The sequence below is a fragment of the Myxococcales bacterium genome, assembly GCA_022563535.1.
Lineage (GTDB): Bacteria > Myxococcota_A > UBA9160 > UBA9160 > UBA4427 > DUBZ01.
Window position 1 is genome coordinate 1 of sequence record JADFNE010000028.1, and the last position, 25934, is coordinate 25934.

The following is a 25934-nucleotide window of genomic DNA, read 5'->3' on the forward strand; positions in this document are numbered from 1 at the left end:
AGTGATCGTCGCCGAAGGTTTGAGAGCCCCTTGACAACACGCAACGTCACATGGGCGGGAGTAAGTTTCTGAAAACTAGTTCGTTGTCGATGAGGCACCTGGCCCCGCCCAACCCGTTTGGCCCCAGCCCCCCATGCCCAGAGGTCATGCGCTTCTGCAAGACATAGTCAGCGAGTTCGAGCTGCTTGATTACTGCCATGCCTCTACTGTAGCAGGAACCATCGCCCTTATCAACCCAATAATGCGTCAGATAAACAAAATAAATACAACCACAACCCGTAAACTTTCATTCACCCCCTGTCCGCGCCACCTCCACACCCCGCACCAACCCACCACCCCCCAACCACCCTTTCCCTCATTGCCCAAATGGCACCCAACCCCCGCCAAGCAAACCCCCCCACGCCTCACCCCCAAAGTCCCGCAACAACCTCACCCCCTCAACCCACAATCAACCCTATTTCTCGATCCCAGCTACAAGCCAGCCTCAGCTGGCCTCACCGCGTGAGCTGTTCAAAGAAGGAGGGGTAGTTAACACTCCAATGACAGCCCAAATCCTTGTTCGTAGCGGGTTGGGACTCGGTATTTGTCTCGGATTGACTTCCAGTGTGACGATTTGCTTGCCTATCCCGGGCATGAACTGCTAACTCCCTGACACCTCCCTCAGACCCGCCACCAAGCATCTCAGTGCTGATTTTTCCAAATAGGAATAGAATGCCTATGAGTTCGGCGGTACAGACCCAATTTGTGCGCTTCCCGGTCATTCTCATCAAGCCCTCGCACTACGATGACGACGGCTATGTGATCCGGTGGAAGCGCTCGGTTGTTCCTTCGAACACGTTGGCCACCTTGTATGGGCTGATGACGGATTGCATCGAGCGGCGCGTGCTCGGTGACCACGTCGAGATCGAGTGCCACGCGCTGGACGAGTCCAATTCGCGCATCGATGTGCCAAAGATCATTCAGCAGATTCGCAGCGCGGGGGGTGGCCTGGTTGGACTGGTTGGTGTTCAGAGCAATCAGTTTCCCCGCGCCATGGATCTCGCTCGCGAATTTCGGGCGGCGGGAATCTCGGTTTCGATCGGCGGCTTTCACGTGAGCGGCTGCCTGGCCATGTTGCCGGGGGTGCAGCCGGACCTGCAAGAAGCCATTGACCTTGGTGTGTCGCTCTACGCCGGAGAAGCGGAAGGTCGTCTGGACGATCTGCTGCGCGACGCCGCAAACGGTGCAATGAAACCCATCTACAATTTCCTGAACGACCTGCCGGGACTCGAAGAACAGCCCGTCCCCTTCTTGCCCCGAGATGTCGTCGTTCGCGGCATGGGAGTACAGACTAGCTTCGATGCCGGTCGGGGCTGTCCGTTTCAGTGTTCGTTCTGCACGATCATCAACGTGCAGGGCCGGAAGTCTCGCCGCCGCAACGCGGACGACATCGAGCGCATCATCCGCTCGAATCTCTCGCAGGACGTTCACAACTTCTTCATTACCGACGACAATTTTGCGCGGAATCGAGACTGGGAATCGATCCTCGACCGACTGATTCAGATCCGAGAACAAGAGAAAATCAAGATCAATATTACGATCCAAGTCGACACGGTGTGCCACAAGATCCCTGGCTTCATTTCAAAGGCGAGTCGGGCGGGGGTCAACAAGGTATTCATCGGACTCGAGAGCATCAATCCAGATGCACTGAAGAGTGCTGGGAAGAGGCAGAACCAGTTTTCCGAGTACCGGGCGATGATGCAGGCCTGGCATGATCAGGGTGTAATCATATTTGCGGGCTACATCATTGGCTTTCCGGGTGACACGCCCGAAACGGTGGCCCGCGATGTCGAAATCATTCAGCGCGAGCTGCCGGTGGACATTCTCGAGTTCTTCGTCCTGACGCCTCTGCCCGGTTCTCAGGACCACAAAGAGCTCTTTGACGCGGGTATCGCGATGGATGCGGACATGAACAACTACGACACATTCCACGTGACCACCGCCCATCCACTGATGTCGCCAGAGCAGTGGCGAGAAGCCTATCGAGTGGCTTGGAGTCGCTACTACACCCCCGAGCACATCAAGACATTGTTGAGACGCGCACGTGCATGCGGCATCAAGACCCGAAAGCTGTCCAACATGGTGCTGTGGTTTCACGGTGGCTTGTCGATCGAAGGGCTGCATCCGCTCGACGGCGGCTACTTTCGCATGAAGTCACGCCATGAACGGAGACCGAGTCTGCCGGTCGAGAGCGCAATTCGCTTCTATGCTCGTTATGGCTGGGAGATCGTGAGCAAACACGCTCGCTATCTGGTGCTCTTCGCGCAGCTGCGGTGGTTTGTCTGGAAGCTCAATCGCGACCCAGACGCGGTGAACTATCGCGACGCTTCGAGCGCGGTGTAGGACCCTGCGTCGGCTTCGAAGTCAGCGCTCAGCCGGAATCATCAGTATAGGGGCGGGGTACTACGGAAAGGCAGAGATAGAGAGTCAGCGGACAGAACGCCACTTTTGCATGGATGATTGCAGCTGCGATGTCTGGCGTGGGCGGAGGGACGCCGACACCTTCTCTGGGAATGATGACGGTTGGGATACCAATTTCCATTTTGACCGCCAGCTGCTCTAAACACCGAGTTTTGATGTTGCCAGCGATGATGTTGCAGAGTTCACCAAACGCGTCGCGAATCTCGGGGTCGGTCAGGTCTTCGTGTTTCTCTGCCTGAAGGAGTGCTCGACCGATATGGCCGGCCAGGGCTTGCGACGCGTGTAAGGAGATCAGTCCAGAGACCTGGCCCGAAAGCGTGATGACGCTGGCGATGGAAGATTCGGGGGAGCGGTCGATTCCCACCTCGCTCTGGTGGATCCTGACTGGAACGTCTTCAAACAGGCCCTCGAGGGATTCTACCGTCGCCGCTTCCGCTGCTTCGACCACGTACCGCAGGGCGATCGAATTACGCGCAAATCCTCCCCCCGTCATGCTCACGATATGTCTCCAGACACTCCAGTTCAATCCTCATTGATCGGAAGTACCGTATCCACGCTTCAACACCTAACTCGGGGGTGTCAATGGCTGGTGGAGTCCAAAGTAGTCTCGGGGGAGACCGGGATGGATTCTCGAAATGAACGGCCTCTTTGCTGTTGTCCGAAACGGCCGCCGCGCTGGCAATGAGAACGCTAGAAGCGCTTGTGGTGTTTGTTTTGCAGCGGATTGGCGTCGCCGCGAGAAAGCTCCACGGTCTTTTTAACGACGGTTCGCGCGGCTTCGGCGGCGGACTTGAAGGATTCGCTTGCGAGTTGCTGCTTGGCAGCGCGGAAGTCGTCGGGTCGAAACGAAGTTCCGACCCGGGGTCGCAGTGCGAAGACATGGCCCATGTTGACAGCGAGGGATGAGAAGCCGGATTTTGCTTCCTGCTTTGCAGCCTTTGCCCTTTCGGCTGGCGCCTTGCTGGCTGTCTTCTTCACAGCCGTCTGCTTTTTGCTCGCCGACTTCTTGGCCGTCTTCCTTGGCGCTTTCGTAGCTGATTTCTTCGTCGCCTTCTTGGTCGTTTTTTTCGCGGCTTTTTTCGCGGCTTTCTTGGCGGTCTTCTTGGCTGTCATGTCGCCGAGCTTAGCGCGAACTCAGGCGATCGGGGTCCACTCCCCGCGTGCGGCCACGCCGATGGGCCGGTTCAAGGCGGCAAGTCCATCCAGGGGATTGCCGTCGACGATCAAGACATCGGCACAAAGTCCTGTCCGCAGGGCGCCCGTCTCGTCAGCGAGTCCGAACGCATTGGCGGACTCGGAGGTGGCGCTGCGCAGTACGTCGACCGGCGAGCCCCCCGTGTACTTGGAAAATACCGCCAGTGCTTCCGGTAGCTTGTGATGCATCACGCCTGGGATGCCGGCGTCGGTCGATGCGATCAACCGCACACCCCCCGCGATGAGCTGTCGAAGTGCGTGGGACATTCTTCGAAAAAAATCGGTCGGCGCCCCCTCGTGCTCAATTCGCTTTCCCCAGCCCGAGTTCACGGTGGGGGATACCCAGAGATTGGCAGCAGCCATCCGCACCACGAGTGCCGGGTCGAACGCGCTGCCAAAGCCGCCCGCTCCGGCAAACGAGCAGTGCTCGATCGTGCGAGCGCCCGCTGCGATTGCAAACGCGATTCCCTCACTACCGTGACAGTGCGCGGCCACGGGCCGGTCGTGCTGACCTGCCAACTCGACGAGTCCGCTGAGTGTTTTCAGATCGAATTGCGTGCCGCGCGGTGACGAACCCGGTGTAAACACGCCTCCAGTCTCCATAACCTTGATCCAGTCGACCTCATGCTCGACCTGTCGTCGAATCACCCGTTCGATGTCCTCGAGGCCGAGCGCTTCTCCACCCCAGAAGTGGCAGTGTCCTTTGGGCGTCGTGATCGGTTGCCCCGCGCAGAGAAGTCGTGGGCCGGGCAGTTTGCCGGCGAGTATGCGGTCGCGTAGCGCGATCTCCGACCAGTCGCCGCCGCCGAGATCTCGGGCCGTGGTAATCCCAGCCGTGAGCATTTCGGCCGCCCGTCGCTCCATTGCCTTGCGCCGTACGTCGGGTGCGACCGCCAACTGCTCGTCGGGAGTTTTGAGTTGTGGATCGAGGTTCAGGTGCACGTGGGCGTCGATCAGGCCCGGTATCGCCGTCGCTCCCTCAAAATCCAGAACGCGAGCATTACGTCGAAGTGAGGCATCGGTCCCGATCCCCGCGATGCGATTGCCCTCGATGCGCAGGGTCTGAAGCACTTCGGTTGCGTGCTCGGCAACACCGTCCCAGATCCTCACTCCCGCGATTGCGATTGCCACCCCTGAAGCCTAGCAGTCCGTCCTCGATCCCCCGCGGAGACGAAGCCCAACGAAGGCTATTCTGTGCGACAACGATGTAGAACGGATTTAGGCATGTGGCGCAGTGATGCCTTGACGAGCTTCGCTCGTAGATAGGAAGTCCATACGAGATGAGGAAACCCAGTGAAGTACGACCCCTACGATTGCGGAACTGGATGCGAGTCCTGTCTGCGTCGGGTGTCAGGGATCGCTCGATTTGAGCGCTGATCAATCAACCGCTCTGCCCGAACCCGGTTGGCTCGAGCGCTTCCGCGGGCGCGATCACACCCAGGGAAGTATCTATGGCTCGCTCGCGGTGCTTTCGCTTCCCATGGTGGCAACGAGTCTGTTCGGTGGAGTGATCTTCCAGATCGGCGACCTCAAGCTCATCAGTGGTCTCGGCACTGACGCGATGACGGCGATCATCATCACCAATCAGACCCTGCGACAGGTATTCATCATGGTGGTGATGGGGGCGAGCTTTGGAGCCCAGGGAATGGTTGCCCGTGCGATTGGCAATGGAGATCAAGAGGCGGCCGATCACGTGGCGGGCCAGGTCATTCTTCTCGGAGTCGCACTGTCGGTTGTCATGGCCAGTCTCGGGATCTTCTTTCCCGCGGCAATGTTGAGGGCGATGCACGTTTCTCCTGAAGTTCTCGAGGTTGGCATTCCATACGTTCAACTCGTGATGATCCTGAACTTTGGGATGATCTTCGTTTTATTGACCAATTCAATTCTGACCGGCGCGGGCGACACCACGACCCCCTTCATGGTGTCGGTGACGCAGGCTTTGGTCGCGCTCTTTGCCGAGTATTGCCTGATCTACGGAAACTTTGGTCTGCCGGCGTTTGGCATCAGAGGTGCGGCGCTCGGTCTGATCTGCGGCCATCTGGTTTCGACTGCGATCATCGCCCGCGTCATCTTCCGGGGCAGAGCCCGGATCCATCTTCGGCGCAGACACCTGAGACCAGACGCCAAAGTACTCAAAGACATCATCAAGCAAGCCTGGCCCCCAGCCATGCAGATGCTCAGCGCCTTTCTCGTCACGATCTACTTCGTGCGCATGATGGGAAGTTTTGGGGACACCGCACAGGCAGCCTATTCGATTGGCCTGCGCCTGGGTATGGTGGGTCCCATGATCGCATTTCCGCTCGCGGGTGCGACCGCGACTCTGGTTGGGCAGATCCTCGGGGCGGGGAATCCAAGGCGAGCGTGGAAGTCTCTCTGGGTGGGACTCTCGATCCACGCGACATTGATGATCACGATGGCGATGGCTCTTTTCTTCTACCGCATTCCGTTTTTGGAGGAGTTCAGCAGCGACGCAGCAGTGGTCGAGATCGGTGACGAGATGCTCTTCTATCAATTGCTGAGTTTCATCTCTCTCGCCAACTCGATATTCAACGTGGCGCTCGGGACGTATCTCGCCGTGGGTCTCGACTACGGACCCAGCGGGATCTTCATTTCAGGCCTCGTCAGCTCGGTTTTCGTCACCATCACTACGGCGGGTTGGATCGCGACGGGACGCTGGACACGGAGAGGCGCGCAGCCGTTCGATGCGCCTTGTTAGCGGTCCCAGTCCGCCCCGGGCGATGAGACTGCTCTGGTCTCGGCATCGCTGCCCGGGCTTTGTTCTTCAACCCAACCGCGAAGCCAGGCAACGGTTTCGGGACTGATGGATGTTCCGTCGGCGGCCGAAGTCTCGGGCGCCTCGAGCCACACTTCCATCGCCGACAACAACTGGCCCGCCTTCTCGCGGTCGAGCGTCCGGAGTCGTGTGTAGCTGTGGCTCGCATCCTCGAATCGGCCGAGGGCGAGATAGGCTTCGGCTCGGTATTCGAGGGCTTCGGGGTAGCCCGGTTTCAATTTGAGTGCGAGATCATACGAGGCGATCGCTTTGTCGTACCGACCGAGTTTGCGCAGGGTATATCCGAGGCTCGAGTGTGCCTGATAGTACTTGGGCAACTGCTTGATCGCGGCCCGATAGTATTTTTCCGCCGCGGACCAGTCCTTGACCGCCTTGGACAGCTGCTTGTCGCGTTTCTTTTCAGAACTGGCGCTGATTGCCCTGGCTTCGTGCTTCAAGGCGCTGTCGCGTCTGCGCAACCCTCGGTTGTAATCCCTTTCGGCGAACCTTTCTGGACCGCGAGCGGAGCTCTTGTTGCCGCCGGCAGATCCAACACCACCATATCCCCCCCCGGCCGCGAAAACTGAGATCGGTGAGAAACACAGAGTGAATGCCACGACCAAGAGCAGGGATCGAGACGAATCTATCCGCATCATGGCTTCAGTACTCCCTGGGCGCCAACGCCTGCGAGTAGCTGATTATGCCAGAATCGACATCCGATCGCGATTCATTCGCCTGCTGCCCTGTGTCACTCGCTCGGATCACCCGAGTCCCCCATGACATTAATGAGCGAGATGAGCAGATCGTCCTTGCTGATCGGCTTGGTCACCACCCCGCCCATTCCCGCTTCGAAGCAGAGATCGTGATCCTCCGCCATGGCATTGGCGGTTAGTGCGATGATGGGCACGTCGCATGTCGGGCTGGGCAATTTTCGAATTGCGCGAGTGGCGCCGTAGCCATCCAGGACCGGCATCATGCAGTCCATCAACACCACATCAAATCGCACTCGCTTGACGAACTCCAGCGCCTCACGTCCGTCATCGGCAGTATCCACCCGACAATTCCAGCGTTCGAGAATGCGTCTTGCGACCGTCTGGTTGACGGTGTTGTCGTCCACCACCAGCACCCTCAAGCCGTCCACCTTCTCGTGCATCCGATCGGTCTGGAGCTCCGCGGCGACATCAGGTGACGCTTGACCCCTGCCCATGGTCAAGTCGATGGTGAATGTCGTCCCTCTGCCCGGAACGCTTTCAGCACTGATCTCGCCCCCCATGAGCTCGACGAGTCCCTGGGTGATCGCCAGACCTAATCCCGTACCGCCGAATTTTCGAGTCGTGGACCCATCCGCCTGGGTGAACCGCTCGAAGATGTGGCTGAGGGCTTCAGCCTCAATGCCGACTCCTGAATCCGATACTTGAAAGGACATCCGCACCAGGTCGTCGGCCAGGGCCTCTTGCCGGAACTGTATGGTTACCGTTCCCTCTCGCGTAAACTTGAGTGCGTTGCTCAGCAAGTTGCAGAGTATCTGCTGTAGTCGCGTGCCGTCTCCGCGAACTAGGCAATGGGATCCTTCGTCCGGCAAATCCAGCGAAAAATCGATTCCCTTGGATGAGGCTTGTCGTTCGAATAGGCTTGCGACATCGTGAAGCGTCTGAACCGGGTCGAAGTCTCTGACTTCGAGGTTGATGAAGCCGGCTTCCATCTTCGAGTAGTCGAGGATGTCATTCAGAATGGCGAGTAGAGATTTTCCGGAGTCTACGATGGTATCGAGGTCGGCCTTCTGTTCGGGCCGATCTTCGATTTCGGCAAGGGACTCCGCGAGGCCCAGCACGCCGTTCAGTGGTGTTCTTATTTCGTGGCTCATGTTGGCGAGGAACTCGGATTTCATTCGATTCGCGATATCTGCCTGTTCGCGCAGCTCCTCCGAATTTATCAGCGCGGCCTGGAGATCTCTCTTGGTCGCCAGCAGTTCATCGGTCAGCCGGAGGAATTCGGGTTGCATGGCGTCGACGGAGACGGTCGCGTGAAAAATCCCAAAGTGGGTCTCGAGCGCGAAGGTCTTCAGAACCACGTTGGGGAAGCGAAGAGTGCCGTAGAGAATCTTGGGGGCGTACATGGTCACGAGGGAGTTTTCGCCGACCTGCAAGAGCGAAAGGCACTCTCCCGCGGCGGTGTTCATGGCTTCTGCAAAGAGGCCTTCGTATTCTGCTCGTTCGGCTTTCCGCTCATGAATGGCCGGCAGATCATCCATGCTCAGAATTGAAGCCAGCGTCTTTTCGTCAGTAGAGACCATGAGGTTTCCGGTTTTGGTTCCGGTAAAATCAATTATGGTGGCGAGGGGTTCTGTAAACTTTTGTTCGACGTCGGACGAGATTGTGCCGACTGCACCCATGTCGACACCGGTCATGCCGGAAATGCACTGAACGAGCTGGACAAGCAAAGCTTTGCCCAGTGCGTCGAGATCATTTTCTTCTGCCGGCATGCGCTCTTTCAGTCCAGTCGTACGCGATCAAAGCAAAAAAAGACATTTGATTCTTCCCGCCGACGTTGCCAGAGCCGACCGGCGGATCTGTAGGCGTCCGTAGCTCATCTTTCCGTAGCTCACCCGCGGTGTGCCAAACTTGAGGATTCCGAGTTCTTCGAGTTGAATTACTGCTTGGCCCACTACGCTGTTCAAGAGCTCCGAGAAAGCGTTGCTATATTCCTCTCCGACCGATTCAACCTGGGAACTCGTCGCATCCGGAGAAGTGATTGCACACGATGCCGCGGCCACGCGTTCGTCTGTGGCGATGATGTACTCCCCGGTTGTCAAGATTTCCTTCCCGATTCCGGTGAACTGGATTCGCACAGAAAAGGGCATTTCGGTCAGATATTTCTTGCTGGCCTGCTCAGCCTCATCCGTTGTCACCTTGGCCCCACACGCGAACATGTCTTCCAGTGCATCTTGCGTGAGTTCTCGGAAATAGCCGACGTGCTGGGCGATGACATCGTCGATGGTCATTTTTCGATGGCCTCCAGAATGACCCTGCGGAATTCGTTGCAGAAGGCTTCGTCACTGAATTTTAGTGGCTTTTCGATAAAGCCTCTTGCACCGAGATTCAGACAGCTCATGATCATCTTGCGATCTTTCACCGCAGAGACGATCACCGCGCGTGCGCGGTCATCCGCTTGCAAAACCTCTTCCAGGCATTGGCGACCGTCCTTGTTGGGCATTGTGATGTCCAACAAAATCAAATCGGGTCGGTGTTCGAGATAGAGGTTGACGCCCTCGATTCCGTCTTGACCCTCGGCGACCACTTCGTGGCCCTCGGCTTCGAGAAATTTCCTGATCTGCTTCACCAGGAAGGGGCTGTCATCCATCAACCAGTATGATACGTGCCAAAATCATCTCCTTTGTCTTTATGTGCTACCCGCTCGAAAGCGTGTTCGCGTTCTTCATTCATAGACTCCGGGCAGTTCGGGCTTTCGAATGGAAAGCCGAATGGTGACTTCGACCCCTTCACCCAGACGTGATCGAACTGCAATGGTGCCGCCCTGCCGCTCTACGGTGTGTTTCACTGCATCCATCCCCACTCCTCTGCCGCTGAGTTCATCCACGCTTTCACGCGAACTCAACCCGACTCGGAATACGAGATCTAGCTTGTCCTGATCGCTGAGCGCTGAAGCCTCCGTCTCGCTGAGGTGCTCTGCTTCGAGGGCCTTTTGGACGAGGCGTTCGGTATCGATGCCGGCGCCGTCGTCTGACACCGAAAGAACTGCCCATTCGTCGCCGATCTCCGCCGAGATGTCGATCTTTCCCCAACGGGATTTTCCGCGTGATGCTCGAGTCGCGTCGTCTTCGATTCCGTGGGCGATGGCGTTACGAATCAGGTGGACTAGACAGGTATCGAAGACTCGGACGATCGAGCGGGGTATCAATTGCTTGGCGCCGTGAATGTTCAACTCCGGTTCGGTCTTGCCGAGTCGTTCGGCCTGAGATTTGAGTAGCCGCGGATAGTGGGCACAACATCTGCTGAAGGGCACGGCGTCGAGCGCTTCCAGGCGTAGTGCAGCGGTCGGTCCATCGATACCTTCAGCGTGAAGCAGGCCGAGGATCGAGTCGAATCGCTCGCGATTGACCGAGAGTGATCCGGCAGAGCCTTCATTGCGCTTCTCCCGCAGGCCCTCCAGGCGCTCGATTGCACCTGCCAACTCGGGGAGTAGTCCGCGCCATTTCTCCCAATCGCCGGGATCCGGATGGGTGCGAACGCTGGCGAGCAGGTCTTCGAGGGCGCCCGCCGCACTTGCCAGGTGATCAAAGTCCAGGGTCCCAGAGTTGCCCTTCAGGGTGTGGAGGTCTCGGTGGAGCTTGCCCCCGGGATCTGCGAGATCTTCCGAGGTTCGCAGCCCTTCGGCCTCGCGCAGGGTTTCCTTGGCGACATCGGCCAACTGCTCGAGAATGGCGGGCTCAGTGCTGAAAGCACTGTGGAGTTCGCGCACTTTCGTGTCACGTTGTTGACGGGGCTTCTCGAGTGCAACTTCTGCCAGCCGAGTCTCGGTGATGTCGGTGGTGAGGATGAGGATTCGGGCCAGCTGCCCGTCCTCGAGCACCGGCCGGTACTCCAGGGAGAGCGTACGCGTCTGATCCCCAGATTTGATGGTGCGCTCACGCAGGGGGTTGAGTTTTTCGTATTGGTCTCAGCGCTTTAAAAAACGCGGTTGCTGGACGAGTTCAATCCAGTTGTCCAGCTCCTCTCGTTCGCTCTGGTTCGAGTTGAGCAACTCCGCGATGTGCACGCCGTGCAAGTCGCGTCTACCCAGCATGGAATTGGCCTTGCGCGAGTGTACGGGGCCTACGTGACCGGCTTTGTCGAAAGTCAGCACGCCTTGCCCGAGGTTGTCGAACATGAGTGAGAGCTCACCCGATACCGAGCGAATTTCTCGCTCGCCCTTCTGCAGCTGTTTTTCCATCCAGGATAGGAGCCAGGCAATCAGGGCCGTCACCGGCAAGAGAAGTGCCAACCCGAGCTTGGCGGTAAATACGAGAGCCTCGGCTGCATCTCGATGAATCTGCTCTTCGCTGAGAGCAATCAAAAAATGCCCCATGGCTTCGCCTTCGTGACTGAGAGAGGCTACCCGATAGGCGATGTCTTCATCACGACCGGTGCCTTGCGAAAGAGTCGAGCGAAGCATTTCGTCGCTCAAGGTAAAGCTCGAAGGTACGGAAAGGATGGCGTCTCCATCTACATCTAGCAGCAGACCACCGGCGAAAGCGGCATCGGATTGCAGGCTCAGGAGGAAGGCTTGGACCGCCTGGATGTCTCCGCTCTTGAGCCCCAGCTCCACGTTGGCGGTGGTGAGGATCGCCATGGTTTCTTGCCGATCTCTCGCTGAGGCGAGTGCGTCGCTCTGGCTGCGCTTGGCCAGGATTGTCACGGTGGCGGTGGACGCCCCGACCAGGAGCAAGAGAATGATTACGAGGATCGCACGGCGCACTGCGCACACTCCTCGATTCGTCGATGAAAGATCGAACGGTTGAAGCCATGTGCTGCCGGTAGCAACGCGGACACGACTTGCCTCTCGTTTGCGAAAGAAAAAAATCAGGCAATCCAGATCTTTCCAACCCGGTATCGCCTTCGCGCTCTCTCCAATATCGACGTGAGCCGGATGGGGCTTGAGATGGCGAAGCGATCGAATTCGATCTCGTCGTCCTGCACAGTTCAGTCTCAATCGGTCCTGAAGCAGGTGCTCAGGTGTTCTACCGAGATAGCCAGGATGGTGTGCCGCGGTTGCGAACGAAAGCTGGGAAACCCAGGCAACAGGCTGCTAGGGCAGCACCCACACTCGGACAAAACCGAATACCCAGCGGAACAAGTCGCCAAACAAGGTCCATGCGAGAAGCAGCCCAATCCACCCAAACATTGGGCGGCGCATCGCATTTTGAACGCGGCGCGCGTTGTCGTCCGAGAGCAACAGGGCAATGGCCATGCTGCCGTCGAGCGGGGGCACGGGCAGCATGTTGAAGACGAATAGAATCAGGTTCATCGAGAACAAGATGCTCAGCACGTGTGCGACGGAGGGCCAGATCCCCTCGTTCAGGGCCCCTACGAGGTGACCCAGCTGCAGTGAAGCACCGGAGACGAACAGTCCCGAAGCGGCGCCAGCCTGAAAGCACAGAGCACAGAAGACAACGATCGCGAGATTGGCCCCCGGCCCGGCCAGCGACATCCACGCCGCGCGTTTTGGGTGGCGATATGCCCATTCGAGGTTGTATGGCGCGCTTGCAAATCCGAGCGGCCAACCGATGTACATGATCGACAAGATCGGCATCACCACCATGCCAATGGGCGAACGCCGAATATGCGGCTCGGGGTCGAGCGAAACTTGCCCGCCCAGATAGGCTGTCGGGTCGCCACCGCGCAACGCCGCCCAGGCGTGCGCTGCCTCGTGACAGGTCACGGAGACCAGGAAGGCCAGGTACCACAACACCCCATCGCCCCAATTATCCAACGCCACTCTCCGGGTTCAACATCATGGGTGGAGACTAGTCATGTCCGGGGGAGTCAGGGGGAATCCCGGATTGCGTCAGATCGGAGTGTGGATCCGATTTACGGCTCCCGAATACGCGCTTGAGAATCCCCCCCGCTCCGATCAACAGTACGATGGCGTACTTTTTGAATACCAGGAGCAGCGGCGCAAACTTGGCCAGGAGTCCCGCCTTGGCGGCCAGCTTGCCCGCGACCAACGCGCCAATTCCGTATGCGGCGACGGTGTCGACATCCGGGTCGAAGTCGACATAGCGACTCCCCACATCAAACTCGATCAACGGCAGCAAGCCCTGCATGGCGCTCTGCACTTCCCATAGCTGGTCCGTCGTAGACACCGCGTTCATGACCAGCACGCCGCGTCGACTGAGCGCGCGAATGTTGTAGTTGAGGGTGTGTCGCTCCGCATCGCCAAAGACCAGTTCTTTGGCCCAGTACAGCTGGTGGGTGTCGACGTCGTAGTACGGTGGTTCGGCCCAACCCACGAGTTCGATCCGGCTGTAGCCCGCGTGCTCTCGTTCGTCGCTCGCGGCCCGGGTTTCGGCTTGCATTTCGACCAGGAGTTCGTCGTACCGAATGTCGGCCGCGTCCTCGTCGGAGACGTAGCCATCCTCGTCGAACGAAAGGATGACGGCCCAGGTCTCAGAACCGAATACTGAAAACTCCGCTGGAACGATTGCGCCGAGGGTCTCGGCACCGGGCGGGTTGCCCCAGGCTTCTACGAGTATGCGCGCAGTTTGTTGCGGGTCGAGATAGCGATACGCGGAACTGAGGTGCAACTGCGCGTTGGCAGCCTCGAGTTCGATGTCACCAGACTGATACTCGAGCGCTGCTTCGAACTCTGCCGCCCAGCGCTGCGCTTCTTCATCGCTGGGTTGTGCCGCAGCGACGAGAGGTGCTGCGGCCATTCTGCAGAGCAGCAGTGCCGCGAGCGCGGCTGCCGCCCAGCCGTTGCAGGTGAGAGATCTATTGATGTCGAATCGCTGCATCAAAACTCCAATCGTAGGGTCGCGGAGTGTAGGCAAAACGGCCGCCGACCTCGCACCGGACTTTTCACGGACCGCATTTTCTCGGCGACTCGTTCGATGACCGGCAACCCCCCGTCGTTACTACTGAAAATCCCTCGAGAATCAGCTCAAGATAGACTCGGTCGCGCCGATCCTCGGAGGCAGATGGCGCACGAGAAAATCACGGCCCGCGGGTCGTGGAAGCTGTCGCAGTACTCGTAGACATAGGTCGATTTTCTGATCGGCGTACCCGTCGATGTTCTTGTCGAGATAGGAGGACGCTCTGTCGTCCGCGGTTCGCATAAAAAGCCTGGTCGAAGCCCTGATGTTCGCCACCCTCATATTGGGCGCGCTCGAACTCGCAGGTTGGGGTTACAACCGCTACGCCCGGGCCGTTGCCTACGGCGACATGGGGCAGGAGAAGATTCAGCTCCTGGCTCAGCTCCCCAATGCACAGATTGAAGACTTCAAGTTTGACCCCGTGATCGTGGTCGGGGCGATTTCGCGCGAATTGCATCCCTACTTTGGTTACGTCACTGGCCAGGATACCCCGGGGATCAACAACCAGGGGTTCCGCAGCGACGTCGACTATCCCTACCGGTCCGCGCCAGGTGAGTTTGTCGTCGGAGTCTTTGGTGGCTCAGTCGCGATGCAGCTCGCCGGGGACGAAGCCAGTCGAGAACGTCTCGAAGCGGGGCTGCTCGAAATGCTCGCGGGTCGCGGAATTGAGCGCGTCACCGTGCTCTCGCTTGCCAACGGTGGTTGGCGTCAGCCACAGACCTTCAACACCTTTGTCTACTTCGTCGATCTACTCGACGCGGCGATCATCCTCGACGGCTTCAATGAGATCACTCCGCTTTACCGGCCTCATGCCAATCATTGGCCGACACGTTTTCCCTGGAAGAAAGTCTTCTCCCAATTTTCCCAACCCAATACCACCCCAGCTCAACTCATGCTGCTCGGCGAGCTAACCCAATTGAGTCATGCCGCCAAATCATGGACGCGGCTATTTCAACAGCCCGTTCTAAAGAACAGTGCCATGGCACATGCGATTTGGAACGGGCGGGCGAGCCGGTATTCGCAGCGCATTCATGAAATCCGCAAAGCGCTCGGCAACAACGACGAGGTTGAAACTGGGTTCGCGCGGCTTGCGCCTCAGGACGAGGTCGAAGCAAAGCAGCAGATCGACGACTACTACGCGCTCTACGCTCGACTGTCCAGGTGGCAGGGGCTGATCGCCAAGGATCGAGGAGTTTCGCTATTTCATTTCATCCAGCCCAACCAGTATGTGCGAGATTCAAAGTCGTTCAGCGACGAAGAGCTCAAGCGCTTCGTGACACGCAGCGCGGTTTGGACCGACCACGTGACTGAGAGCTACGAGGCTCTCGATCGCGTACTGGCGGAGTTGGAACAGGCTGGGATTACCACCCAAAACCTGAAGAACGTCTTTCGGCCGCATTCCGAGACGGTCTATTCCGACGATTGCTGTCATCTGCGGAGGGTGGGGTTGGTGGCCGTCGCAGACGCGATGCTCGTGCGCATAGCCGAATCGGGGGCCCTGACCGACGAGACGATCGCCCGGTCGCCCAAGATCGCCTCACGGGGACACCAATAGACCGGCATTAGAGCCTCCATTGGCCGGAAAACCCTCAGAATATTCCTAACATCGGGGGGCAATTACGCCGATGTTGGCTAGACGATGGTCCCCGGCGAACCCACACTTTGGCGACGTTTGCGACGTGCCGCGCTGACCTCACTGCGCGGTTCTCACGCCTACTTCCGCTTCGAATCTCGGCATGCCCGGATCAATCCGGAACTCGCCAGCCTGCGCGGGAGTGGGAAGGGCAAGCGCTGCGTGATCATGGGCGGAGGCCCATCGCTGAAGGCCGTGGACCCCGATCTCTTGAAGGACGAGGTGACCTTTGGCGTCAACGGCATATTTCTCATCGAGGACTGGCTCGGTTTCCTTCCCACCTATTACGTCGTAGAAGACGCACTGGTCGTCGAGGATCGCGCCGACGCGATCGCTTCGCTCGAGGGCCCAACCAAGATTTATGGTTCTGTTTATCGCAACAGAATTAGAGAAACGGGGGACGTGCGCTATGCGAACGTCCTCTACGACTATTCGGCCTATCCCGAGTTTCCCTATTTCAGCGCAGACGCATCCCGTTGTCTCTGGGTAGGGGGGACGGTGAGCTATCTCTGTCTCCAGCTCGCCTACTACATGGAATTCGATCCTGTCATCCTGGTGGGCTTCGATCACAACTACAGCGAACCCGCGGATGTGGTCAAGGGCAGCAACCAGAACGAATGGACTTCTCAGTCCGACGATCCCAATCACTTTCACCCCGACTATTTCGGCAAGGGCAAGCGCTGGCACGCACCGCGCACCGACCGCATGGAACTCGCCTATGAGAAGGCTAGGGCGGAGTTCGACAAGGTCGGGCGCAAGGTCATCAATGCGACCGAAGGGGGCAAACTCGAGGTCTTTGAGCGAGTGCCGTTCGACATGTTGTTTGCCCGAAAGGTTGGCCAGTGAAGGATCCTGTGCTCAGCCTGTGCGTGTGCACTCTCGACGGAGCCTCTCGCATCGCCGACACCCTCTGGAGCCTCGTCTGCCAGAGTGCCGACCCGGATCGCTATGAAATTCTCGTCATCGAGAACGATGTTCAGGCCCAGGCCGCTACGAAGCGTGTGGTCGATGACATATGTGGGACGGGACGTGAGATCCGACTGGTCATAGAACCCAAGCTCGGTCTGTCGAACGCGCGCAACCGCGCAGTGCTCGAGAGCCGAGGCGACTTTGTCTTCTTCATCGACGACGACGCAACCGCGTCGCCCCGATTGGTCGAGAGTTACATCCGTGCGATCGAGGAACAGAGTCCAGACGTGATCGGGGGCAATATCCAGCCTTTGTTCGAACAGCCACCTCCCCCCGAGCTGGAGTACAGCTGGTGGCCCCACTGGTCTCTCAAACACTTTGGCGCGCAAGACCGTTGGCTTGCCACCGACGAGTATTTCTTGGGTACCAACGTCGGCGCCTCGCGCACGTTGCTGATGGAGCACGCCTTTGATGCGCGGCTGGGGCGCACCGGTGAGGATCTGACCGGAGGCGAAGAGTGGTATCTCGGCGATCAGCGCTTTCGCCGCCGCTTCGTCGCCGCCGCAACCGTGTTTCACCAGGTTCCAGTGGAACGCATGCAGCCGCGATATTTCGTGAAACGCATGTACTTCGGCACGATCTCACGTGCGCGCATTACAGATCCGAATGCAAGCCTCCCCACGCTCCCACGGGTCGAGCGTTTGCGCCGGCACTTGCGTCGACCCGCTGGGCAGGCGGCACTGCTATTTCGCAAACTCGTCTGGGCTGCGCGCATCGCCTTTGAGCGCCGCCGCTTCATCCGAGAGAAGATCCGAGAAAAGAACGCGAGCGAAGAACGCGGAAACGGAGGTGTGAAGTGAGCGATCCTTCGCTGCCCCGCCCCGATCCCGAACTCCAGGCATTTCTCGAACGCTTTCGCCTTGCGAGTCCTACGGGGATGGATGATCTCGCCGCGCGTTCAGCAGCGTCGATCGGAGAATCCCCGATCCGTCGAGCTGCGAAGGGCGGGATCGAACCCTTGGTCGAATGGGACCACTACCCGATCAGCATCACCTTTGATCCGACTGGCCGCTGCAATGTTGTCTGCGAGATGTGCGATTTCCATCGCGTTCGCAGCGACAAGGGCTGGAAGGTTCGACAGATGCCCGAACTCGATCCCGAAGTTTTGCGTGCGCGTTTGCGCGAAGAAGTACCCATGCGTCAAGTGATGTTCAGCGGGGGTGGGGCTGAGTTCTTCGTGCATAAGCGCTGGCCCGAGCTCGTCGAAGCGGCCCGGAGTCGGGCGCGGGAGATCGCTGTCATCACCAACGGTACGGCGATCACCGAAAAGGTGCGCGAGCGAATCGTCGATCTGCAAATGGAAGTGATTCGAGTTTCGCTCCACGGCGCAACAGCCAAGACCGCGATGGAGATCATGCGCGGTTCGCAGTTCGAGGCCGTAAAGGAGAACCTCTCCAAACTCGTGCGCCTGCGCGACGAACGCGGCGTTCGCTATCCGCGCCTGCATATCTCGTTTGTGGGTATGAAGAAAAATATCGCCGAGTTCCCCGACTTTGTGGAACTAGCAGCGGATCTCGGCGCCGATTCCGTGACCCTGAGCAGCTTGATGGAGCGCCCGGCCGACGGCATGGAACACACCCAGGGCCAAAGCCTGGTGCACGATCCAGATCGCCTGCGTGAAATCTGGCGATCGGCGTCGGCCAACGCCAGCAAGCGCGGCATCTCGTTGCTCGTCAACGAACCGTATCGAAACCTCGTCGAGCATGTTGCGGAAGGCGTGGCCGTGAGTGACGACGACGACTTCGACGACGAACCGCATTCTCCGGTGAGTCGCGGCGAGACGAAGCTTTGCCTGTTTCCCTTCGAGAAGCCCTTCGTAGGCTTGAACGGAAGCGTAGGCTTGTGCTGCTCGACCACGGGTCGTGATGTCGAGATGGGCAATGCCGACGTTTCCTCCTTCGGTGCGGTATGGCACGGAGAATCCTACACGGCGTTGCGCCGTTCGCTCTTGACCGGAGAGAACCTGCCCGGTTTTTGTGCGCAGTGCCCTCGCGCCCCAAATGTAAAGCCCAAGACGATGGAGCTGCACGCAGCACTTCTCCACGCGCGCACGACCGGGAGGTTTACCGGCATTGCGATTGCATTGCGGAACCTCGCTCACTACCGCCGCTACCGGAGCGAATTGGCGCAGCTCCACATGCCACACATCCGCGTGATGTCGATTGCAAAGTCGGTGGTGCGTCGACTGCTCGGGATGGAGGTGTAGACCGTGGCTGAAATCCCCATTACCTACATCAACCCTGAATCGGTCTCGGCCCGGCACTTCCTGGGCGAGTACTGGCACTATCGGGATCTGCTCTACTTCCTTACCTGGCGCGACGTCAAGGTGCGGTACAAGCAGACGCTGCTCGGCGTAGCCTGGGCGGTGCTCGTTCCCATGATGCAAATGCTGATCTTTGGTGTGATTTTTGGCAAGGTCGCAAAACTTCCGTCAAACGGTCTCGACCCATTTGTCTTCTATTTGTGCGCGCTAGTTCCCTGGCAGTTCTTCGCCAATGCCCTCACCGCGTCGAGCGGTTCATTGGTCGCGCAGTCACATCTCCTCACCAAGGTCTATTTCCCGCGACTCTTCATCCCAGTGAGTGCGTGCGTGGCGAGCAGTATCGACTTCGCGATCTCTTTTGTGATGATGCTCCTGGTCATCATCGCTTTCGGCATCGTCCCCGCCGACACCATTGTCCTGATTCCCCCGATCATGCTCCTCTTCTTCTTGAACGCGGTTGGGGTCGGGACGCTGTTTGCCGCACTCGCAGTGCGCTACCGGGACGTTCGCTTCGTGGTGCCCGTGCTGGTGCAAACCTGGATGTACGCGTCGGTGCTCCTTCCTTTCAATCAATTGCCCGAGAGTTGGGGAGTCTGGCGATATCTCTATGCCCTCAATCCACTGGTCGGCGAGATTGAAGCCTTTCGCTGGTGTCTCGTGCATCACGAAATGACGGATGCCAGCCCGCCCTGGATGCTGCTGGCGTTGGGAGTGCCCGCCAGCGTGTTGTTCATGGTCGTCGGGCTCCGCTATTTCCATCGGATGGAACGGAAGTTTGCCGATGCGGTCTGATCTCGTATAGGAGTCGAGCACGCGATGAGCAATGACATCGCCATTCGCACCGAAGGACTCGGGAAGTGTTACCGGGTTGGAGAAGCTTCCGACCTCACCCTGAGCTTTCGCGAAGCCGCCATGGGTCGGCTGTGGGGCCAACTCCGCCGGTTCGTTCCGTCGATCGGTGGCAATGCCCACGCTGCGGTCGAGCGCGAGCTCTTCTGGGCATTGCGAAACTTTGATCTCGAGGTGAAGAAAGGTGAGGTCATCGGGATCCTCGGTCGCAACGGTGCGGGCAAGTCGACACTGCTCAAGGTGCTCTCGCGCATCACGGCTCCAACTGAAGGCCGCGCTGAAATTCACGGCAGGGTGGGATCGCTACTCGAAGTGGGAACCGGGTTCCATCTCGAGTTGACCGGACGCGAAAATGTATTCTTGAACGGGGCCATCCTCGGGATGCGCAAAGCCGAGATCAAGGCTCGCTTCGACGAGATCGTCGATTTCTCCGAGATCGGAACCTTTATCGATACGCCTGTGAAGCGCTACTCGAGCGGCATGCGGATGCGCCTCGGATTTGTGGTCGCGGCTTTTCTCGAGCCCGAGATCCTCTTTATCGATGAAGTATTGGCGGTGGGAGACGCCGAATTTCGACGCAAGTGCATGGGGAAGATGGATTCCATCGCCGGGGAAGGGCGGACCATCCTCTTCGTGAGCCACAACATGTCCGCAATCTCGAATCTCTGCACTCGTGCGATCCTGATCGAGGATGGACGCTGTGTACTTTCTGGCGAACCCCAGGGCGTCATTCAGGATTACCTCGATCGGTCGGCCGCGGAATCGAGCGAACTCACTCCCGGCAGCTTCGATCTATCGGCTCGCAAAAACGCTTGGTCGGGGCCCGATCTGATCATCCGCAAGCTCGAGTTGCTCGATGCTGAGATGAACCCGCGCAGCAGCTTCGCAATGGGAGAGAAGCTGTTCGTGCGCGTCCACCTCGAAGGAATGTCGGCTTCCAAGGGGGCGAGCGTCAGTTTGATCGTGAAGGACGGTAATGACCGCTGGCTCTGCGACCTCAATACGGCGATGAGCTGCAGCGGGATCAAGGAACCGAGGTCCTGGTCGGAAATCGCGACCCTCGAAATCGACCGCATTCCCTTTGTCCCAGGGCGCTATCCCCTTGCGATCAGCGTGGCCAGCGTCGGCACGAAAGGGCGGCTCGATTATGTCGATCGGGCAGCTGTGCTCGAGGTTACCGATGCAGATGTCTACGATAGCGGCTACAGCCTGAGCCGTTCGAAGGGCGTTCTCTATCTCGAGGGTCGCTGGAGCATCGAGGGCGCGCAGGACGACGAACCGTCCAGCGAGTAACCGCCTCTACCTGAGGGCGGTTTGCTAACCTCGCACGTGCATTGGGTTGCCAATCCGGCAACTGCCCAATCAATAGACATCAATAGACTCACAAATATGAACGGCATCAGAACGGAGGGCCGACCGATTCCGGAAGCCAGGGACGACAGCGATCGAAAGGTGATCCACGACGTGAATACTCACGGGTGGCACGTTGTGAACATCTTGCCAGAAAACGAAACCCCGGGATGGGCCTTCACGATCGGCCTTGAGCAGAGCCTGAAACATCCCGAGATCGTGGTCTTCGGCCTCGACTCGGAACTTGCCCATCCGCTCCTCAACGATCTTGGCGATGCAATTCGCGAGGGCCAGGTCTACGAACCGGGGCGCGAGTACGCAGGACTTCTCGAAGGCGTGCAACTCACCTTTCGTCCAGTGCTGCCGGTCTGGTACCGGCCGTTTCTCGGAACCGCCCTCTGGTTCAACGACGGACCGTCTTTTTCCACTCTCCAGCTACTCTGGCCCGACAAGGGCGACCGCTTCCCCTGGCAGGACGGCTTTGACCCAGACTGGACCTGGGCGCAGCCCATGCTCTTCGAGTCCGATCCGGTCAGCGCAAATGTCGAAGCACTTTTGCGTTCACTCGGAGACCCGCAGTAGGGTCGTGAGTAGGGTCGTGCATTCGGGGTTTGGTAACGTTCTGGTGGCGCGCCGATCGCCAGCGCCACACTGCGCATTGGAGGTGTCATGCCAGAAGACGGACCAAAAGACGGACGACCTGGCGTGTGGATTGGCCACGTTGAACTCCCGACCCAGGACGTCAAGACGATGTCCGAATTCATGGTTCAACTCGGTATGCGGCTGCTGATGGAGGGCGATGAGTTCGCAATTCTCGAGCTCCGCGGTGGGACTCATCTGGTTCTCACGAACTGCGACGAGCCCGCATCGGGTGAGGCTCCCTTCGATCTGATGGTCGAAGATCTGGACGCCAGCTACGAGCGAATTCGCGCGCTCAATTATGTCACGTCGGAAATTGAGTCGGGGGAAATCCACAGTTCCTTCACGGTTACCGCACCATCCGGACACACGATCAAGTTCAACTCAAACCACGTATCCGACCAGCCGGTCTAGACGCCAACATGGCCGAGAACTGATTTATTCACGAGCGTATCGAGGCGGGCCATGTCACCTTTGAAACTCCTGCTGGTTGAAGACAACGAATCACATTCGGTGCTCATGACTGAGCGGCTCACGGGACTTGGGGCAGAGGTTGTCCCCGTGCGTACGATCGCAGGCGCGATCCGGTTGCTCGAGACTGAATCTGCATTTGACCTCGCAGTTCTCGATCAAAACTTGCCCGATGGGTCCGGGTTCGAAGTGCAAGACTTCTTGAGCAAGCGCTCGAACCCCTTGCCCGTGCTCTTCGTAACCGCTGACGACCATGCGGAGCATGCGGTGCGGGCGATGAAACGGGGAGCCAGGGGATACGTCGTCAAGAGACCCGAGTATCTCAGCGAGCTGAGCGAGGAAGTTTCTTCGATCATCGATCTACACCAACTACACGAGAGACAACCCACAAGTTTCGTGTCCGAAACTCGTAGCGAGTACGAAATACAAGAGCGCGGCAAGCTGGCCGAAGCTCTCCAGCGAAATTGTTGGAACGTCTCGGCCACAGCCCGAGAGCTGGGCATCGGTCGAGGGAAGTTGCGCAGTCGCATGTCTACGCTGGGACTGGACGAGTAACGCCAGCCGGCGACGTACTCGATCCTGCGTTCGTTCAATCGACCAAGCCACAGCCAATCCGAGCCAATTGCGACCAGACCCGACCAACTGTGGAGCAGGGCGCTCGAGCCCGCATCCAGGCATGTTATAAGCAACACGCGCGAAATTTCCGGGGGGGGGGCGTGACTGCATCGGATGCCGTGTCACCGAGTTTGCTCATCGTTGAGGATGATCCCACTACAGCAACCTTGATCACCCAAGCGCTGTCCGCGATCGACATTCGGCCCGAGATTGCTTCCAACTGTAGAGATGCATACCGCGCACTTCATCGCAGAGAGTATGCCTGTGTGGTGATCGACCTGGGCCTGCCCGACGGCAGCGGGCACGATATTCAGAAAACGATTTCTCGCAAAGGGAACCCACCGCCAGTTGTGTTCGTTTCTGCAGATGATCAAGCCGAATCTGCAATTCAGGTTCTCCAGGCGGGTGCCGCGGAGTATGTGGTCAAACGTCCTGAGTACCTGGATCTGCTCCGAGACACGGTGATCAATCTGGTGAATCTCAACGTAGACGATCGAACTTTCGCTAAGTCTCCGGGTGAACAGAGGAGCGGCGGTTCTGCCTCATGCACACTGATTGGAAACAGCAGGCAGATGCGCGAGGTGCGAAGCCGGATTGATCGCTGCGCCAACGGTGATGTAACGGTGCTGATCACCGGCGAAACCGGAACCGGAAAAGAATTGGTTGCCCGCGCAATACACCGCGCCGGACCCGGCGCCGACGCGCCGTTTGTCGCCGTCAATTGTGCGGCGATCACGGGAAGTCTTTTCGAAAGTGAACTCTTCGGGTCGATTCGCGGCGCCTTCACCGGAGCGGTTCGCGACCGACGGGGGCTATTTGCGGCCGCGGGCCGCGGCACGATCTTTCTGGACGAAATCGGAGAGTTGCCCCTCGACGCCCAGGCAAAGCTTTTGCGGGTGCTCGAAGACAAGAGCTATCGACGTGTAGGAGATACGCGAGAAATCCACTCCCAGGCTCGAGTCGTCATTGCCACGAACCGCGACTTGCTCGAAGAAGTCGAGCAAGGAAATTTTCGAGAGGATCTGTTCTACCGGCTCGATGTCATGGGCATCGCTGTCCCGCCCATGCGCGAGCATCTGGTCGATCTACCGATGCTCGTGGATCACTTTTTGGCTGCCGAAGCCGGGGATTTCGGATTGCGGCGCGCATCCACACCGGCGCTGGACCAGCTTCGAGTTCACTCCTGGCCGGGCAATGTTCGAGAGTTGCGTCACGCGATCACCCGCACCTTGTTGTGGACCGACGAAGTGGAGATCCAGCGTTTCGAACTTCGCTCCGGCGGCAATTCGCAGGTTTCCTCCCAGAACAGACGGGGGTTGGGATGGAGCCAAGTGGCTGCGGCCCTGTGCGCGCACAAAGGTCGCCTGGGGCCAACGTCCGAAGCCCTCGATGTGAGTGTGAGGACGCTTCAGCGGCGCATTCGCGATCTCAGAATGAACACGCGAGATTTTCGCTAACGGTTTCCGCGCGTGAGAGGGTCGGGCGCTTCGGTGCGACGGTAGATGGCCATCCAACTCGATGACCTGGGCGGCCAGATCGTGGGTCTACCCCAGTGAACAGCTGACGCTTTGGCGCCCGCTTCAGTCCACCCCACGATCTGATAGCGGTTCCTGTACTCCGAGAGCCAGTCGAAGATCAAAGTGGAAGATCGCCTGTTCATCATCCACGAACTGGGATCGTGGACGTAAACGAGATATTTTGGAGAGGCGGCTTCGATTTCGCGCGCCATTTCCAGCTGCATCGTCGCGGCCTGAGGACGGTCTTCCATCAAGGGATAAGTGAAAATATGACCCGTGGCAGATTTTCGCTGGGCATAGAAGTAGATCTGCGGTTCGGAGCCGATCACCGCAATGGTTTCGTCCCATTGGGTGTGCTCTCGCAAGTAACTGCCAATCGAGACCGCCTCGGAAAAGGAATTGATGCCATAAGTCCTGCGCAACAACTGGTCGGGGGTGGCGTGGAGCAGGTCGCCCTGGTTCACCGCAAGCGTGACCAGCACGACGATCAGCGCGATGGCGCCGGGCAGGGCACGAAGCAGACTGTTGTGAGTGAAATCGCAAAGGATTTGATAGCAACGATCCAGACTGGCCCCGGCGAGCATTGTCGCAGCAGGCAACAGCAAGACAAAATCGTGGGGCCGAAAGAAGAGCCCCGGGCACACTGCCAAGAACGACAATAGAGCGAACAGAAGAAGGCGCATCGAAGCAAAACGACGAGCCGGAGACCAGTCGAGACACAGCGGAGCTACTGCAGCCAAGAGTCCCACAGCGGTTGCCTGCTGCCAGACCGCTCCGCCCGTGTGCAAGAAATTGAACCAGCCGCGCTCGAAGCTGTTGCTGACAGTGTACGGGGACGCGAAGTCGGTCGTCCAATACAAGAATTTGTCAAAGCTACCCAAGGCCAATGCGATCAACGCCATCAGTGCAATGGGAAGCGCAGCGCCTCCTGCGAGACTGGAAAATGCACGCATGGCGGTTTGCCACTGGCCCGTCCGCGTGACGAAGAGCTTCCATCCGAGGCATAGTCCCACAAACAACAGGAACGCGGCGCCCTGCTGTTTCATCAAAATGCCACAGCCGAGTAGCAGGCCCGAGATCAGCAGATCTCGGTATCGCGAGTCGTCCAGCCAGCGGAAGTACGCCGTGATTCCCGCCAGCGCAAAGGGCAGGACGAAGTGTTCGGCGTTGGCCCACAACCCCTCGACTGCGGGCAATGTCGAAGTTACGGCGAAGAAAGCCGCCGCCGAAATCCCGGAAAATTTTCCGATCAGCCGCCGGCCCACTGCGAAGATCAACCAGCCCGTCAGGGCATTGATCAGGAGCAGGCCGAAGTGTATTCCAACGTGAGTCTGCCCAAATGGCAACATCATGCTGGCGTAGACCGCCGGCACGCTGGGAAGTTTCATCGTGTATGCGAGTTCGTAGGGTGAGATGCCCTGGAGCATGAGCTGCCCCGCGTAGGCGTACTCGCCCTCGTTTCGTTCGAAGGGCAGCGAGAGCAGGCGAAAACGTAGCGCGGCGCCCAGGGCGATGGCGGCGGCCAGTAGCCATGCCGTACCACGAGCGCTCACGAGACGCCGGATTCGCTCGCTCCTTGGCCGCCCCCAATCGCCCGTCATCCCGTTCTC

At 58.7% G+C, this 25934-nt stretch carries 24 protein-coding genes; 12 read left to right on the plus strand and 12 right to left on the minus strand.

What is annotated here, in order from left to right:
• Nucleotides 1–717: 717 nt before the first annotated feature.
• Nucleotides 718–2382: a radical SAM protein gene (locus IH881_10555; GenBank protein MCH7868125.1), complete on the plus strand. Its 1665-nt coding sequence runs from the start codon at nucleotides 718–720 to the stop codon at nucleotides 2380–2382.
• A gap of 28 nt (nucleotides 2383–2410) precedes the next feature.
• On the opposite strand, the gene IH881_10560 is transcribed toward IH881_10555, so the two are convergent.
• From IH881_10560 to IH881_10570, 3 genes are all read right to left on the minus strand, one after another.
• Nucleotides 2411–2959 (minus strand): chemotaxis protein CheX, encoded by a 549-nt coding sequence (locus tag IH881_10560; GenBank protein MCH7868126.1) that lies wholly within the window; start codon nucleotides 2957–2959, stop codon nucleotides 2411–2413.
• Between the two features lie 191 nt (nucleotides 2960–3150).
• The gene (locus IH881_10565) at nucleotides 3151–3573 is read right to left on the minus strand and encodes a hypothetical protein (GenBank protein MCH7868127.1); all 423 of its coding nucleotides are present in this window, start codon (nucleotides 3571–3573) and stop codon (nucleotides 3151–3153) included.
• A 21-nt stretch (nucleotides 3574–3594) separates the two neighbouring features.
• Nucleotides 3595–4785 (minus strand): amidohydrolase family protein, encoded by a 1191-nt coding sequence (locus IH881_10570; GenBank protein MCH7868128.1) that lies wholly within the window; start codon nucleotides 4783–4785, stop codon nucleotides 3595–3597.
• Nucleotides 4786–5020: 235 nt separating this feature from the next.
• On the opposite strand from IH881_10570, the gene IH881_10575 reads away from it, so the two are divergent.
• Nucleotides 5021–6370 (plus strand): MATE family efflux transporter, encoded by a 1350-nt coding sequence (locus tag IH881_10575; GenBank protein MCH7868129.1) that lies wholly within the window; start codon nucleotides 5021–5023, stop codon nucleotides 6368–6370.
• Here the strand turns inward: IH881_10575 and IH881_10580 are convergent.
• From IH881_10580 to IH881_10615, 8 genes are all read right to left on the minus strand, one after another.
• Entirely contained in the window at nucleotides 6367–6906 is a 540-nt protein-coding gene (locus tag IH881_10580) for a tetratricopeptide repeat protein (GenBank protein ID MCH7868130.1), read from the minus strand. The two genes, IH881_10575 and IH881_10580, sit on opposite strands and share 4 nt — an antisense overlap.
• A gap of 269 nt (nucleotides 6907–7175) precedes the next feature.
• Entirely contained in the window at nucleotides 7176–8909 is a 1734-nt protein-coding gene (locus IH881_10585; protein ID MCH7868131.1) for a response regulator, read from the minus strand.
• Between the two features lie 27 nt (nucleotides 8910–8936).
• On the minus strand, nucleotides 8937–9428 hold the full coding sequence (locus IH881_10590; protein ID MCH7868132.1) for a hypothetical protein: 492 nt from the start codon (nucleotides 9426–9428) through the stop codon (nucleotides 8937–8939).
• Nucleotides 9425–9787, minus strand: coding sequence for a response regulator (locus IH881_10595; GenBank protein ID MCH7868133.1), 363 nt, complete (start codon nucleotides 9785–9787; stop codon nucleotides 9425–9427). Before IH881_10595 ends, IH881_10590 begins: the two co-directional genes overlap by 4 nt.
• A 75-nt stretch (nucleotides 9788–9862) precedes the next feature.
• Nucleotides 9863–11017: an Hpt domain-containing protein gene (locus IH881_10600; protein MCH7868134.1), complete on the minus strand. Its 1155-nt coding sequence runs from the start codon at nucleotides 11015–11017 to the stop codon at nucleotides 9863–9865.
• A gap of 87 nt (nucleotides 11018–11104) precedes the next feature.
• Entirely contained in the window at nucleotides 11105–11902 is a 798-nt protein-coding gene (locus IH881_10605; protein MCH7868135.1) for a hypothetical protein, read from the minus strand.
• Between the two features lie 330 nt (nucleotides 11903–12232).
• Nucleotides 12233–12916: a site-2 protease family protein gene (locus tag IH881_10610; GenBank protein ID MCH7868136.1), complete on the minus strand. Its 684-nt coding sequence runs from the start codon at nucleotides 12914–12916 to the stop codon at nucleotides 12233–12235.
• Between the two features lie 34 nt (nucleotides 12917–12950).
• A complete protein-coding gene (locus IH881_10615; protein ID MCH7868137.1) occupies nucleotides 12951–13940 on the minus strand; it encodes a DUF2167 domain-containing protein in 990 nt (329 codons plus the stop codon).
• A gap of 343 nt (nucleotides 13941–14283) precedes the next feature.
• Here IH881_10615 and IH881_10620 point away from each other — a divergent pair, with 343 nt between their 5' ends.
• From IH881_10620 to IH881_10665, 10 genes are all read left to right on the plus strand, one after another.
• On the plus strand, nucleotides 14284–15573 hold the full coding sequence (locus IH881_10620; protein MCH7868138.1) for a hypothetical protein: 1290 nt from the start codon (nucleotides 14284–14286) through the stop codon (nucleotides 15571–15573).
• An 84-nt stretch (nucleotides 15574–15657) separates the two neighbouring features.
• The gene (locus IH881_10625) at nucleotides 15658–16497 is read left to right on the plus strand and encodes a motility associated factor glycosyltransferase family protein (GenBank protein ID MCH7868139.1); all 840 of its coding nucleotides are present in this window, start codon (nucleotides 15658–15660) and stop codon (nucleotides 16495–16497) included.
• Nucleotides 16494–17420, plus strand: a complete 927-nt coding sequence (locus tag IH881_10630) for a glycosyltransferase (protein MCH7868140.1) — start codon at nucleotides 16494–16496, stop codon at nucleotides 17418–17420. The genes IH881_10625 and IH881_10630 overlap by 4 nt, the downstream gene beginning before the upstream one ends.
• Nucleotides 17417–18826 (plus strand): radical SAM protein, encoded by a 1410-nt coding sequence (locus tag IH881_10635; protein MCH7868141.1) that lies wholly within the window; start codon nucleotides 17417–17419, stop codon nucleotides 18824–18826. Before IH881_10630 ends, IH881_10635 begins: the two co-directional genes overlap by 4 nt.
• A gap of 3 nt (nucleotides 18827–18829) precedes the next feature.
• A complete protein-coding gene (locus tag IH881_10640) occupies nucleotides 18830–19675 on the plus strand; it encodes an ABC transporter permease (protein MCH7868142.1) in 846 nt (281 codons plus the stop codon).
• A gap of 24 nt (nucleotides 19676–19699) precedes the next feature.
• A complete protein-coding gene (locus IH881_10645) occupies nucleotides 19700–21025 on the plus strand; it encodes an ABC transporter ATP-binding protein (GenBank protein ID MCH7868143.1) in 1326 nt (441 codons plus the stop codon).
• A 96-nt stretch (nucleotides 21026–21121) separates the two neighbouring features.
• Nucleotides 21122–21664: a DUF4262 domain-containing protein gene (locus IH881_10650; GenBank protein ID MCH7868144.1), complete on the plus strand. Its 543-nt coding sequence runs from the start codon at nucleotides 21122–21124 to the stop codon at nucleotides 21662–21664.
• An 87-nt stretch (nucleotides 21665–21751) separates the two neighbouring features.
• On the plus strand, nucleotides 21752–22135 hold the full coding sequence (locus IH881_10655) for a VOC family protein (protein ID MCH7868145.1): 384 nt from the start codon (nucleotides 21752–21754) through the stop codon (nucleotides 22133–22135).
• 51 nt (nucleotides 22136–22186) lie between these two features.
• A complete protein-coding gene (locus tag IH881_10660; GenBank protein ID MCH7868146.1) occupies nucleotides 22187–22747 on the plus strand; it encodes a response regulator in 561 nt (186 codons plus the stop codon).
• 161 nt (nucleotides 22748–22908) lie between these two features.
• A complete protein-coding gene (locus IH881_10665) occupies nucleotides 22909–24264 on the plus strand; it encodes a sigma-54-dependent Fis family transcriptional regulator (GenBank protein ID MCH7868147.1) in 1356 nt (451 codons plus the stop codon).
• Here the strand turns inward: IH881_10665 and IH881_10670 are convergent.
• Complete coding sequence (locus tag IH881_10670) at nucleotides 24261–25877, minus strand: glycosyltransferase family 39 protein (GenBank protein ID MCH7868148.1); 1617 nt, start codon at nucleotides 25875–25877, stop codon at nucleotides 24261–24263. The genes IH881_10665 and IH881_10670 overlap by 4 nt on opposite strands.
• Nucleotides 25878–25934 lie beyond the last annotated feature (57 nt).